Consider the following 13,284-nt stretch of genomic DNA (forward strand, 5'->3'; position numbering starts at 1 on the left):
CGACTCGCACAGACCTACGATTCCCTCTGGTTGCCCTGTACATCTGTCGACAGATCTGTAGACCCATCAGTAGACCCGGGAGTCACTCCGTGCTTGCTGCCCCCGTGCCCGTCGACGGGTTCACGTATGGCCTGCTCACCCCCGTCACCGCCTTCATCATGGCCGCGGTCGGCAGTGCCCTGGGGCTGCGCTGCACCATGCGGGCGCTGACCGTCGAGCCCGCGCGGCGGGCGGGCTGGCTGCTGCTCGGCGCGGTCGCCATCGGCACGGGCATCTTCACCATGCACTTCATCGCGATGATGGGCTTCACGGCCGACTCCGTCCACATCAGCTACAACGTGCCGATCACGCTGGCGAGCCTCGGCGTGGCCATCGTCGTCGTCGGCATCGGCGTCTTCATCGTCGGCTACCTCGGCCGCACCGCGTTCGCCCTCACCACCGGCGGCATCGTCACCGGGCTCGGCGTCGCTGCCATGCACTACCTGGGCATGGCGGGGATGAAGATGGACCGGGGCCGGCTGGTCTACGACGGCACGGTCGTGGCGCTGTCCGTGCTCATCGCCGTGGTCGCCGCCACCGCCGCGCTGTGGCTGTCGATGACCGTGAAGCGGTTCGGCGTCGCGGTGGGCGCCGCCCTGATCATGGGCGTGGCCGTCTCCGGCATGCACTACACCGGGATGGCGGCGCTGGAGGTGCAGGCCCACGCCGCCAACGCGGCTGCGGAGGGCAGGAGCCCGGCGGAGATCCTGGCGCCGATCCTGATCGGTCCCGTGCTGCTGCTGGTGTTCGTCGGGCTGTTCGTCGGCATGGACCCGCTGGAGAACGAGTGGCGGGTGTCCGTGGCCGACGAGGGCATCGTGGGCGGGGACGCCGCCGCTCCCGAGCCCGCGGGCTCGGGAGCGACGTCGTACTTCGAACGGCACGGCGGCCGGCCGGGCGGTATCTGACCCCATCTGACCCCGCGGGCCGGGCCCGGGGGCGGACCGGGAGGCTCTACGGACCGGGGGCCCCGGCCGATCAGGCGCCCCGGGCCTACGGCCCGCCGTCCCCGGCCCGTGCCGGAAGACCGCCGGCGGCCGCTACTCCGCGGCGACCCCGAACCCGGCGTCCGCCAGCGCCTCGGCGATCAGGTCGGGCTTGTTGGTGATGATGCCGTCCGCGCCCCACTCGGCCAACTGGACGGCCCGCGCCGGGTCGTCGACCGTCCACGTGTAAGCCTCCAACTGCTTGCCGTGCGGTCCCTTCAGGGCGTGCACGGCCGCGTAGTACTCCGCGGACATGGTGCCGTGGTTGGAGTTGATCTGGTCCGAGAAGGTGGCGTACTCGGGCAGGTCCGCCACCGCCGGGGCGCCGAGGAAGCCGGTCTTCACGTCCGGCCGCAGCTCGTGCACGGTCTTGATGGAGTCCGCGCCGAAGCTCTGCACGACCAGCTTGTTCTTCACGGCCGCGCGGCTCAGCCAGCCGCTCTTGCGCAGCTCGGTGAGGATCTCCTTCTCGATCCCCGGGTACAGCTCCGGCTTCTTGATCTCCAGCACCAGCTTCTGGTGGTTCTGCGTGACCCGCTTCATGTACTGGTCCAGGGTCGGCACCCGCGTGCCGGCCCACTCCTCGCCCTTCCAGCTACCGGCGTCGAGCGTGCGGATCTCCTTCCAGGTGAAGTCGGAGACCTTCCAGGGGGCGCGGTCGGGGAACACCTCCTCCACGTTGGTGGTCCTGGCGAGCGTGTCGTCGTGCATGATGACCAGCTCGCCGTCCTTGCTGCGCTGCACGTCGTTCTCGACCCAGTCGATCCCCATGTCACGGGCCGTGTCGATGGCGGCGAGGGTGTTCTCGGGGGCGTATGCGGAGGCGCCGCGGTGCGCGACGGTCACGATCGGTGCGGCGGAATCGGAGTCGGCTGCGGGCTCGGCAGCGGTCGCGGTGGCGGACGTGGCGGCCGCGGTGAGCACGAGGCCGGCCAGCGCCGTCAGAGCGCCGGACGCGCGCGTAAGCGTGCGGGAGGGCATGCAGTCTCCTCGACTAGAGGTGATCACTTGTCGCCGCAGGGTCCCAGTGGCAGGCGACAGAGTACGAGGCCGGGGATGGCCAGAGATTGAACGCCGATATCGGCGCGGTGAACGCGTAGCGATTCCGGTCGGCGCAGGTGGCAGGCTTGAGGAAGCGCTTGCTATGCCGTTTCAGGGCCCGCCGATCTGGCTGGAAATGATCTGGTCGGTTGCCCGCGGCGTTCGGTATTGGTCCAGGTCGGCGAGGACCCCGGGGCGATGCGCGGCGCGTTGTCAGCGGCGGGTCGTACGGTGGGGGCATGCGGCCCGTCACAGACATCGAACGCACCATGGCGCCCTTCGAGGTAGTCAGCTCATATCAGCCGAACGGCGACCAGCCCGCCGCCATCGACGAGCTCGAACGGCGGATCACGGCGGGCGAGCGGGACGTCGTGCTGCTCGGCGCCACCGGCACGGGCAAGTCGGCCACGACGGCCTGGATGGTCGAGCGCCTGCAGCGCCCCACGCTGGTCCTCGCGCCCAACAAGACGCTGGCCGCCCAGTTGGCGAACGAGTTCCGCGAGCTCCTGCCGAACAACGCGGTGGAGTACTTCGTCTCGTACTACGACTACTACCAGCCCGAGGCGTACGTCCCCCAGACGGACACGTACATCGAGAAGGACTCCTCGATCAACGAGGAGGTGGAGCGCCTGCGCCACTCCGCGACGAACTCGCTGCTCACCCGGCGCGACGTCATCGTGGTCGCCTCCGTCTCCTGCATCTACGGCCTGGGCACGCCGCAGGAGTACGTCGACCGGATGGTGCCGCTGAAGGTGGGCGAGGAGACCGACCGGGACCAGTTGCTGCGCCGCTTCGTCGACATCCAGTACACCCGCAACGACCAGGCGTTCACGCGCGGCACGTTCCGGGTCCGCGGCGACACCATCGAGATCTTCCCGGTCTACGAGGAACTGGCCGTCCGCATCGAGATGTTCGGGGACGAGATCGAGGCCCTGTCCACGCTCCACCCGCTGACCGGCGAGGTCATGAGCGAGGACGACGGGCTTTACGTCTTCCCGGCCTCGCACTACATCGCGGGACCCGAGCGCATGGCCAAGGCCGTCGCCGGCATCGAGACCGAGCTGGACACGCAGCTCGGGACCCTGGAGAAGCAGGGCAAGCTGCTGGAGGCGCAGCGGCTGCGCATGCGGACGACGTACGACCTGGAGATGCTCCAGCAGATCGGCACCTGCTCAGGCGTCGAGAACTACTCGCTGCACATGGACGGCCGCGAGACCGGCTCCCCGCCGCACACCCTGCTGGACTACTTCCCGGAGGACTTCCTCCTCGTCATCGACGAGTCGCACGTCACCGTCCCGCAGGTCGGCGCCATGTACGAGGGCGACGCCTCGCGCAAGCGCACCCTCGTCGACCACGGCTTCCGGCTGCCGTCCGCGCTGGACAACCGCCCGCTGAAGTGGGAGGAGTTCGTGGAGCGCATCGGCCAGACGGTCTACCTCTCCGCCACCCCCGGGCCGTACGAGCTGTCCCGCGGCGACGGCGTCGTGGAGCAGATCATCCGGCCCACCGGGCTCGTCGACCCCCAGGTCGTCGTCAAGCCGACCGAGGGCCAGATCGACGACCTGGTGCACGAGATCCGCACGCGCGCGGAGAAGGACGAGCGCGTCCTCGTCACCACGCTGACCAAGAAGATGGCCGAGGACCTCACGGACTACTTCCTGGAGCTGGGCATCCAGGTGCGTTATCTGCACAGCGACGTCGACACGCTGCGCCGCGTCGAGCTGCTGCGCGAGCTGCGCGCCGGGGAGTACGACGTGCTGGTCGGCATCAACCTGCTGCGCGAGGGCCTCGACCTGCCCGAGGTCTCCCTCGTCGCCATCCTCGACGCCGACAAGGAGGGCTTCCTCCGCTCCGGCACGTCGCTGATCCAGACCATCGGCCGCGCCGCGCGCAACGTCTCGGGCGAGGTGCACATGTACGCGGACAAGATCACGCCGGGCATGGAGAAGGCGATCGACGAGACCAACCGGCGCCGCGCCAGGCAGATCGCGTACAACGAGGAACACGGGATCGACCCGCAGCCGCTGCGCAAGAAGATCAACGACATCGTCGCGCAGATCGCCCGCGAGGAGGTCGACACCGAGGCGTTGCTCGGCTCGGGCTACCGGTCCACGAAGCCCGACGCCGCGGCGAAGGCGCCGGTGCCCGAGCTGCGGCAGAAGACGAAGCCCGCCCGCCGCGGCGAGGCCGAGGCCGGTGCGGCGCCCACGGAGACGCCCGCCGCCGATCTCGCCGCGCAGATCGAGGACATGACCGCCCGGATGCGGTCCGCCGCCGCGGACCTCCAGTTCGAGGTGGCGGCCCGGCTGCGCGACGAGGTGGCGGAGATGAAGAAGGAGCTCCGGCAGATGAAGGAGGCCGGGCTGTCGTAGAGCCGGGTTGTGCGGGGCGTGGGAGCGCCCCCGGGCGTACGCGGAGCGTGGCCGTCCGGGAGCGCACAACCGGTGGTGTGTAGCAGGAGCGCCACAAATCCTCCTCCGGGGGGAGCACGGGGCCGCTGTCCTGCGTAATGTGCGTGGCAGCGCGCCGGTCATGGCGTGTTCGGAGCAGGAGGGGAACGTAAGCGTGTCGATCAACTTGTCCAAGGGTCAGGCCATCAGCCTGCAGAAGTCCGATGGCGGCACCCTCAGCTCGGTCCGCATGGGGCTGGGCTGGCAGGCCGCCGAACGGCGCGGTCTCTTCGGTAAGCGCACGCGCGAGATCGACCTCGACGCCTCCGCCGTGCTCTTCGCCGACAAGGAGCCCGTCGACGTGGTGTTCTTCCAGCACCTCGTGAGCGACGACGGCTCGGTGCGGCACACCGGTGACAACCTCGTCGGCGGCGCGGGCCAGGGCGGTGACGACGAGTCGATCCTGGTGGACCTGCAGCGCGTGCCGGTGCACATCGACCAGATCATCTTCACCGTGAACTCGTTCACCGGCCAGACCTTCGAAGAGGTGCAGAACGCGTTCTGCCGGCTCGTGGACGAGAGCAACGGCCAGGAGCTGGCGCGCTACACGCTCACCGGCGGCGGCACGTACACCGCCCAGATCATGGCGAAGGTGCACCGTACGGGGTCCGGCTGGGGCATGACCGCCCTCGGCTCGCCGGCCAACGGCCGTACGTTCCAGGACCTGATGCCGTCGATCCAGCCGCTTCTCTAGGAGCGCGGGGACGACCGGTTTCCGAGGCATGACGCGACGTCGACGGCCGCAGCGAGTGCAGGGGAGGGCCGCATGACGGCCGAGTTGGTCCGCGGGCAGAACCATCTGCTGCCGCAGACCCGGGTGGAGATCAGGATTTCGGCGGAGAGCCCGGTGACACCGGGCGCCACGCTGGGGGGAGAGGACGGCAGGGTCAGCGACCCGAGCCGGATCGCACACCCCGGTGCGCCGCAACTGCCGGGCCTTGAGGTGCCGGTACAGGCGGCGGCGGAGCACCGGCTGGCGGTGGACCTGGATGCGGTGCCGCCGGACGTGGAGCGCGTGCACGTGCTGCTGGCGCTGCCCGCGGGCGTGCCGGGGCCGCGGAGCTTCGGCGCCATAGCGCCGCCGTCGGTGGCCGTCACGGGCCTCGACGGCACGGCGATCGCGCGGTTCGTCATCACCGGCCTGGACAGCGAGTCGGCGGTCACCGCCGTGGAGCTGTACCGGCGGGGCGACGCGTGGAAGATCCGGGCCGTGGGCCAGGGGTACGCGGGCGGGCTCGCCGCCATGCTCGCGGACCAGGGCCTGCCGGAGGCGCAGCAACTCGCCGCCGACATCGAGCGGGCGGTGGCCGAGGGGCTGGCGCGCGCCGTCGCCCCGGCGCCGCCGCCGGTCGCCGGCCAGCCGACCGGTCCCGGTGCCAGGCGGCCGCAACGGGCCGCCGAGGAGCGGCAGGCACAGGCAGGACCCGTCGACTACCGCCATCCGCGCCGCGCCGCGGCGGCGGGTGCCGCGGGCGCGTCGGGTGGTTCAAGTGGCGGACCGGGTACGCCTGGTGCGTCCGGTGCGCCGCGCGCCCCGGCGTCCGCCGCAGCGCCCCCGCCCCCCGGTGTCGGGGCCGGCGCGGGCGCGGGTGCGCGTTCCGGCGCCCCGGCGGGCGCGGGCAGCGCCGCCGGCGGCGTACCGCCGCAGTCCGGCCGCCCGCAGTCGGGCCCCTCCGCACCGGTCGCGGGCGACGCCCCCGGCTGGAGCATGGAGGAGCGGCTGTACAACCAGGTCTGGGGCATGTTCGAGGACCTGGCCCGTACGGTCGCGGCGTACCGCAGCGCCGTCGACTTCGCCGACTCCCGGATGGACCGCGAGCTGGACCAGCTCCTGGCCGACCCGCGCGCGCGGATGGGCTCCATCGCCGACTCCGCGCGCGCCGAGGTGCTCGCCCGCCACTCCACCCTGGTGGACCGGGCGCGCGAGGTCCTCGACCGCGACCTCGGGCAGCTCGTCGCCGAGGCCGGCGTCGTCGAGCCCGCGCTGCCGCCCGCGTTCGCCTCCTGGGCGAGCCCCGTGTGGCACGAGTACGAGGTGCCCGAGGACGCCCCGATGGCCCTTCGCCTCGGCGACCTCCACCTGCCCGAGCACACCGAGCTGCGCGTTCCGCTGCTCGTACGGCTGCCCCTGCAGCGCGGCCTGTGGGTGGACAGCGGCACCTCCTCGCTCGGCCCCGGCGCGCTCGAAGGCGACCACGAGCACGGCTTCCCGGACTCCGCGGAGCGGCGCGCGCTGGCGCTCGACACCGCCGTGGCGCACGCCGCCCGGCTGCTGTCGGTGCACCCGGCGGGCGAGTTCAACGTGCACTTCATCGACCCGGGCGGCACGGCCACCACGGCGCTCACCCCGCTGCTCCACTCCGGCGTCCTCGCCGAGCCGCCGCCGAAGGGCGCCGCGGGCGTCACCGACACCCTCACCCGGCTGACCCAGCGCATCGACCTCGTCCAGATGGCGCTGCGCAGCGGGGCGGCCGACGCGCTGCCGCCGGACCTGGACCCGGCGCAGCAGCTCCTGGTGGTCAACGACTTCCCGCACGGCTTCGACGACCGCGCCATCAACCAACTGCGGTATCTGGCGGACGAGGGTCCTTCGGTCGGCGTGCACCTGCTGGTCGTCGCCGACCGCGAGGACGCCAAGGGCTACGGCCCGCTGCTGGACCCGTTCTGGCGCGGCATGCTGCGGCTCACGCCCACCCCGGACGACCACCTGGCCGACCCCTGGATCGGCCACGCCTGGACATACGAACCGGCGCGCGCGCCGATGGGCAGCCGGGTGCTGGAACAGGTGCTGGCCCAGGTCGCGGCGGCCCGCAGGGCGCTGCGCCGCTGACGGGTCCGTACCGCGTCACAAACGGCCCGCAGGCACTGCGCCTGCGGGCCGTTCCGCGTACCGCATATCCCGGCCTGTATGGGCTCTGACCTGCGTACTTGATCGGAACTTTGCCATGGCTTGGCTTGTTCTATACAGTCGACGGTTGGGGGTGAGCTTCCAGTTCCACGAGTGGAAGGCACGCCCGGCAACCATCACGCTGAACATGCCGGACTTGCCGCGGAGGACGAGTGGACGTATCGCTGACCCTGTGGGTGCTCACGATCGTGGGCCTGTGTGCCCTGATCGGCACCGACTTCTTCGTCGGCCGGAAGCCCCATGAGGTGACGCTCAAGGAGGCGGGCACCTGGACGATCATCTGGATCGTCCTCGCCGGACTCTTCGGCATCGGGCTGCTGATCTGGGGCGACGGCCAGGCGTCCGGTGAGTTCTTCGCCGGCTACGTCACGGAGAAGTCGCTGAGCGTCGACAACCTCTTCATCTTCGTGATCATCATGAGCAAGTTCGCGGTGCCGCCGCAGTACCAGGCCCGGGTGCTCATGGTCGGCGTCCTCATCGCGCTGGTGATGCGCGCGGCCTTCATCGCCGCGGGTGCCGCGCTGATCGCGTCCTTCTCCTGGGTGTTCTACATCTTCGGTGCGTTCCTCATCTACACCGCCTGGAAGCTGATCCAGGAGGCCAAGGGCGACGACGAGGAAGAGGAGTGGGAGGAGAACCGGCTGCTCAAGATGGTCGAGCGCCGCTTCGCCGCCACCGACAAGTACCACGGCACGAAGCTGTTCATCACCGAGAACGGCAAGCGGCTGATGACGCCGATGCTGATCGTCATGCTGGCGATCGGCACGACGGACCTGCTCTTCGCGCTGGACTCCATCCCCGCGATCTTCGGCCTCACCCAGGACCCGTACATCGTGTTCACGGCCAACGCCTTCGCGCTGATGGGCCTGCGGCAGCTCTACTTCCTGATCGGCGGTCTGCTCAAGAAGCTGGTCCACCTCTCGTACGGGCTGTCGGCCATCCTCGCCTTCATCGGCGTGAAGCTGGTGCTCCACGCCCTGCACGAGTCCGGGGTGCACGTCCCCGAGATCAGCACGGCGATCTCGCTGAGCGTGATCGGCGGCGTCCTGGTCATCACGACGATCACGAGCCTGCGGGCCTCGCGCCGCCTGGAGGCGGAGCAGAAGGACAAGGAAGAGGAGCCCGCGGAGGCCGGTCGTCCGGGCGCGGGCGACGACTGACGAAGACCCTCTGCGTGCCCGGCCCGGAGGGCGTCCGGGCCGGGCACGCGGAGTCCGCCCGGTTCAACGGGCAGCGGAAGCCGCCGTCCGCCGGACGGCGGCTTCCGCGTTCACCAGCCGCGTTCGCGCCACTCCGCCAGGTGCGGGCGTTCCGCGCCCAGGGTGGTGTCGTCGCCGTGGCCCGGGTAGACCCAGGTCTCGTCGGGGAGTTCGGCGAAGATCCTGGTCTCCACGTCGTGCAGGAGGGACCGGAAGCGTTCCGGGTCGCCCCAGGTGTTGCCCACGCCGCCCGGGAAGAGGCAGTCGCCCGTGAAGACGTGGGGGTGGCCGTGCGGGTCGTCGTAGACCAGGGCGATGGAGCCCGGGGTGTGGCCGACGAGGTGGCGGGCGGTGAGGGGGATGCGGCCCACCGTGATCGTGTCGCCGTCGTCCACGAGGACGTCCGTGGGGACGTCGATGTCGGCGGCGTCCGCGCGGCCCGCGTAGGTGCGGGCGCCCGTGGCCGCGACGACCGGGGCCAGGGCCTGCCAGTGGTCGCCGTGGCCGTGGGTGGTGACGGCGGAGGTGATGCCGTCGCGGCCGATGAGGGTGAGCAGCGTGTGGGGCTCGTTCGCGGCGTCGATCAGCAACTGCTCGTCCGTCGCGCGGCAGCGCAGCAGATAGGCGTTGTTGTTCATCGGCCCGACGGCGACCTTGGAGATCATCAGGTCCGTCAGCTCGTGTACGTCGGCGGCGCCGCCGACGGTGACCTTGCCCGTGTACGACATGGGGCCAGCCTCTCAGAGCGGGGGCAGGGTCGGCAGCGCGGCGCCGTCCTCGGTGCGTACGCCCGTGCCCGTGGTGCGGCCGGCGAGCCAGCCCATCAGGGCGTACGGGGCGCCGGTGACCCGCACCGGATCACCGCCGGACGGCGGGGCGCCGGTGGTCCAGGTGCTGCCGCCGGGAGCGGAGAGTGACAGGGACGTCACCTGTTCGTTGCCCGCGAAGCGGGCGGTGAGGAAGTCGATCTCCCGGATCACGAACTCCTCGGGGAGCTGGTCCAGGGTGTAGCCGGCGTCCAGGTCCACGTGGTGCAGCTCCACCTCCACCAGCCGCCGGAAGGGGATCCGGGCCATGACATCCGTCACGCCGTTGCGCAGCTCGCAGCCGGCCGCCCAGCCGTCCGCCGGGATGTCCGCCGCCGTCTGCGCCAGCCGGTCCGCCGTCGCCCGTACGTCGTCGAGCTGCTCGGCCAGCGGGCGGGGGGCGCCGGCCTCGATGTCGGCGTCGCGGGCTTCCGCGTTCGCGTACATGGGGCGGCCGGAGAGCACGTTGACCAGGGCGTCGGCGTTGCGGGCGAGGTGGGCGAGCACGTGGCCGCGGGTCCAGCCGGGCAGCGCGCTCGGCGCCCGTACCGCGTCGTCCCCGAGGCGGGCGGCGCCGGCGAGGAGGCTGTCGGTGGCGGCTCGTAGGGTGGCCATGTCGCGTACGGGGTCGTACGTGCGACCTGCGCTTTCTGTCATCGGATCCCCTGGAGGCGAGCGGGTGGGAATGCTGGGCCGGAAGTCGTTGTCAGACCCAGACGTTAGCGTGTGGCTCGAAGGGAGAAAGCTGCGGACAGCTCCGCCGCCATCCCCATACGCTTGACAAGGGGTGCCGCCCGCCCGGACGGTCCCCGCCGCTCATCAAGAAAGGTCCGACCGGCGTGGCCGACCGTCTCCTCGTCCGTGGCGCTCGCGAGCACAATCTGAAGAACGTCTCGCTTGACCTGCCCCGCGACTCCCTCATCGTCTTCACGGGACTCTCGGGGTCCGGCAAGTCGTCCCTGGCGTTCGACACGATCTTCGCCGAGGGCCAGCGCCGCTACGTCGAGTCGCTGTCCAGCTACGCGCGGCAGTTCCTCGGCCAGATGGACAAGCCGGACGTCGACTTCATCGAGGGCCTGTCGCCGGCCGTCTCGATCGACCAGAAGTCCACGTCGCGCAACCCGCGGTCCACGGTCGGCACGATCACCGAGGTCTACGACTACCTCCGGCTGCTCTTCGCCCGTATCGGCAAGCCGCACTGCCCGGTCTGCGGCCGGCCGATCACCCGGCAGTCGCCGCAGGCGATCGTGGACAAGGTGCTGGCGCTGCCCGGGGGCAGCCGCTTCCAGGTGCTGTCGCCGCTGGTGCGCGAGCGCAAGGGCGAGTTCGTGGACCTCTTCTCGGACCTGCAGTCGAAGGGGTACAGCCGGGCGCGCGTCGACGGGCAGACGTCGTCGCTGACCGACCCGCCCAAGCTGAAGAAGCAGGAGAAGCACACGATCGAGGTGGTCGTCGACCGCCTCACGGTCAAGGAGAGCGCCAAGCGCCGGCTGACCGACTCCGTCGAGACCGCCCTCGGGCTCTCCGGCGGCATGGTCATCCTCGACTTCGTCGACCTGGACGCGGACGACCCGGACCGCGAGCGGATGTACTCCGAGCACCTCTACTGCCCGTACGACGACCTGTCGTTCGAGGAGATGGAGCCGCGCTCCTTCTCCTTCAACTCGCCGTTCGGCGCCTGCCCCGACTGCACGGGCATCGGCAGCCGGATGGAGGTCGACCCCGAGCTGATCGTCCCCGACCCGGACAAGTCGCTGGACGAGGGCGCCATCCACCCGTGGTCGCACGGCCACACCAAGGACTACTTCGCCCGGCTCGTCGGCGCGCTCGCCGACGACCTCGGGTTCCGTACGGACATCCCGTGGGCCGGGCTGCCGCAGCGGGCGCAGAAGGCGCTGCTGCAGGGGCACCGGACGAAGATCGAGGTGCGCTACCGCAACCGGTACGGGCGCGAGCGGTCGTACACCACGTCCTTCGAGGGCGCCGTGCCGTTCGTCAAGCGGCGGCACGCGGAGGCGGAGAGCGACGCCAGCCGCGAGCGCTTCGAGGGGTACATGCGGGAGGTCCCCTGCCCGACCTGCAACGGGACGCGGCTGAAGCCGGTCGTCCTCGCGGTCACGGTGCAGGACAGGTCCATCGCCGACATCTCGGCGATGTCGATCAGCGACTGCGCCGACTTCCTCGGTGCGATGGAGCTGAACGACCGCGAGAAGACCATCGCCGAGCGGGTGCTGAAGGAGGTCAACGAGCGGCTGCGGTTCCTGGTCGACGTGGGCCTGGACTACCTGTCGCTCAACCGCGCCGCGGGCACCCTCTCCGGCGGGGAGGCCCAGCGCATCCGGCTCGCCACGCAGATCGGCTCCGGCCTCGTCGGCGTGCTGTACGTGCTGGACGAGCCGTCCATCGGGCTGCACCAGCGGGACAACCACCGGCTGATCGAGACCCTGGTCCGGCTGCGCGACCTGGGGAACACGCTGATCGTCGTCGAGCACGACGAGGACACCATCAAGACCTCCGACTGGGTCGTCGACATCGGCCCGGGCGCCGGCGAGCACGGCGGCAGGGTCGTGCACAGCGGCTCGCTGAAGGAGCTGCTGGACAACGACGCGTCGGTCACCGGGCAGTACCTGTCGGGGAAGAAGAAGATCCCGACGCCGGAGATCCGGCGGCCCGTCGACGGCACGCGGGAACTCGTCGTCCGCGGGGCGCGGGAGAACAACCTCCAGGACATCGACGTGGCGTTCCCGCTCGGGGTGCTCACGGCGGTCACGGGGGTCTCGGGCTCGGGCAAGTCGACGCTGGTCAACGACATCCTGTACACGCACCTGGCGCGCGAGCTGAACGGCGCGCGGAGCGTGCCCGGGCGGCACACCCGGGTCGACGGGGACGACCTGGTGGACAAGGTGGTGCACGTCGACCAGTCGCCCATCGGCCGTACGCCGCGCTCCAACCCCGCGACGTACACGGGCGTCTTCGACCACGTCCGCAAGCTGTTCGCGGAGACGACGGAGGCGAAGGTCCGCGGCTATCAGCCGGGCCGGTTCTCCTTCAACGTCAAGGGCGGTCGCTGCGAGAACTGCTCCGGTGACGGCACGATCAAGATCGAGATGAACTTCCTCCCGGACGTGTACGTGCCGTGCGAGGTCTGCCACGGCGCGCGGTACAACCGCGAGACCCTGGACGTGCACTACAAGGGCAAGTCCATCGCCGAGGTGCTGGACATGCCGATCGAGGAGGCGCTGTCCTTCTTCGAGGCGGTGCCGGCGATCGCGCGCCACCTCAGGACGCTCAACGAGGTGGGACTGGGGTACGTGCGGCTGGGCCAGCCGGCGCCGACGCTGTCGGGTGGCGAGGCGCAGCGGGTGAAGCTGTCGAGCGAGCTGCAGAAGCGCTCGACGGGCCGCACGGTGTACGTGCTGGACGAGCCCACGACCGGGCTGCACTTCGAGGACATCAAGAAGCTGATCGGCGTGCTGACCGGCCTGGTCGACAAGGGCAACACGGTGATCGTCATCGAGCACAACCTCGACGTCATCAAGACCGCGGACTGGGTCGTCGACCTCGGCCCCGAGGGCGGCAGCGGCGGTGGCCTGGTGGTCGCCGAGGGCTCGCCGGAGGAGGTGGCGGCCGTGCCGGCCAGCCACACCGGGAAGTTCCTGCGGGAGATCCTGGGCGACCGGGTGAGCGATTCGCCGCCGGCGCGGAAGGGCGCCGCGGCGAGGAAGCCGACCGCGAAGAGGTCGACCGCGAGGTCCACGCCGGCCAAGAAGACGGCGGCGGCCAAGGCGCCCGCCAAGAAGGCGGCGGCGAAGCGGCGCGGCTGAGGGCGGTCCGGAGCCCGGCTGCGACCGAGGG

The 13,284-nt window shown here is 70.9% G+C and carries 9 protein-coding genes; 6 read left to right on the forward strand and 3 right to left on the reverse strand.

What is annotated here, in order from left to right:
* Positions 1-89: 89 nt before the first annotated feature.
* Positions 90-947 carry an MHYT domain-containing protein gene (locus CXR04_RS28765; RefSeq protein WP_442802414.1) on the forward strand — a complete coding sequence of 286 codons (858 nt, stop codon included), beginning with the start codon at positions 90-92 and terminating at the stop codon, positions 945-947.
* Between the two features lie 132 nt (positions 948-1,079).
* On the opposite strand, the gene CXR04_RS28770 is transcribed toward CXR04_RS28765, so the two are convergent.
* Positions 1,080-2,006, reverse strand: a complete 927-nt coding sequence (locus CXR04_RS28770) for a glycerophosphodiester phosphodiesterase (RefSeq protein WP_101425146.1) — start codon at positions 2,004-2,006, stop codon at positions 1,080-1,082.
* A 299-nt stretch (positions 2,007-2,305) separates the two neighbouring features.
* Here CXR04_RS28770 and uvrB point away from each other — a divergent pair, with 299 nt between their 5' ends.
* The 4 genes from uvrB to CXR04_RS28790 all read left to right on the forward strand — a co-directional run bounded on the left by uvrB (position 2,306) and on the right by CXR04_RS28790 (position 8,584).
* Entirely contained in the window at positions 2,306-4,438 is a 2,133-nt protein-coding gene (gene uvrB / locus CXR04_RS28775; RefSeq protein WP_101425147.1) for an excinuclease ABC subunit UvrB, read from the forward strand.
* Between the two features lie 160 nt (positions 4,439-4,598).
* Entirely contained in the window at positions 4,599-5,210 is a 612-nt protein-coding gene (locus CXR04_RS28780) for a TerD family protein (RefSeq protein WP_442802415.1), read from the forward strand.
* 72 nt (positions 5,211-5,282) lie between these two features.
* Complete coding sequence (locus CXR04_RS28785) at positions 5,283-7,346, forward strand: TerD family protein (RefSeq protein ID WP_101425149.1); 2,064 nt, start codon at positions 5,283-5,285, stop codon at positions 7,344-7,346.
* Between the two features lie 230 nt (positions 7,347-7,576).
* A complete protein-coding gene (locus CXR04_RS28790; protein ID WP_101425150.1) occupies positions 7,577-8,584 on the forward strand; it encodes a TerC family protein in 1,008 nt (335 codons plus the stop codon).
* A gap of 110 nt (positions 8,585-8,694) precedes the next feature.
* Here the strand turns inward: CXR04_RS28790 and CXR04_RS28795 are convergent, their stop codons facing one another.
* Both CXR04_RS28795 and CXR04_RS28800 read right to left on the reverse strand, forming a co-directional pair.
* Positions 8,695-9,351, reverse strand: a complete 657-nt coding sequence (locus CXR04_RS28795; protein ID WP_101425151.1) for an MBL fold metallo-hydrolase — start codon at positions 9,349-9,351, stop codon at positions 8,695-8,697.
* A gap of 12 nt (positions 9,352-9,363) precedes the next feature.
* Positions 9,364-10,044 carry a maleylpyruvate isomerase family mycothiol-dependent enzyme gene (locus tag CXR04_RS28800; RefSeq protein ID WP_101425152.1) on the reverse strand — a complete coding sequence of 227 codons (681 nt, stop codon included), beginning with the start codon at positions 10,042-10,044 and terminating at the stop codon, positions 9,364-9,366.
* 224 nt (positions 10,045-10,268) lie between these two features.
* On the opposite strand from CXR04_RS28800, the gene uvrA reads away from it, so the two are divergent.
* Complete coding sequence (uvrA, locus tag CXR04_RS28805) at positions 10,269-13,253, forward strand: excinuclease ABC subunit UvrA (RefSeq protein WP_101425153.1); 2,985 nt, start codon at positions 10,269-10,271, stop codon at positions 13,251-13,253.
* The last annotated feature ends 31 nt before the right edge of the window (positions 13,254-13,284 follow it).

It is taken from the genome of Streptomyces sp. CMB-StM0423 (assembly GCF_002847285.1).
In the GTDB taxonomy this organism is placed as follows: Bacteria; Actinomycetota; Actinomycetes; order Streptomycetales; family Streptomycetaceae; genus Streptomyces.

Coding starts and splice junctions, on each gene's coding strand:
- CXR04_RS28785 (WP_101425149.1), top strand. CDS start 5,283: ATGACGGCCGAGTTGGTCCGCGGGCAGAACCATCTGCTGCCGCAGACC.
- CXR04_RS28780 (WP_442802415.1), top strand. CDS start 4,599: ATGGCGTGTTCGGAGCAGGAGGGGAACGTAAGCGTGTCGATCAACTTG.
- CXR04_RS28800 (WP_101425152.1), bottom strand. CDS start 10,044: ATGGCCACCCTACGAGCCGCCACCGACAGCCTCCTCGCCGGCGCCGCC.
- uvrB (WP_101425147.1), top strand. CDS start 2,306: ATGCGGCCCGTCACAGACATCGAACGCACCATGGCGCCCTTCGAGGTA.
- CXR04_RS28770 (WP_101425146.1), bottom strand. CDS start 2,006: ATGCCCTCCCGCACGCTTACGCGCGCGTCCGGCGCTCTGACGGCGCTG.
- CXR04_RS28795 (WP_101425151.1), bottom strand. CDS start 9,351: ATGTCGTACACGGGCAAGGTCACCGTCGGCGGCGCCGCCGACGTACAC.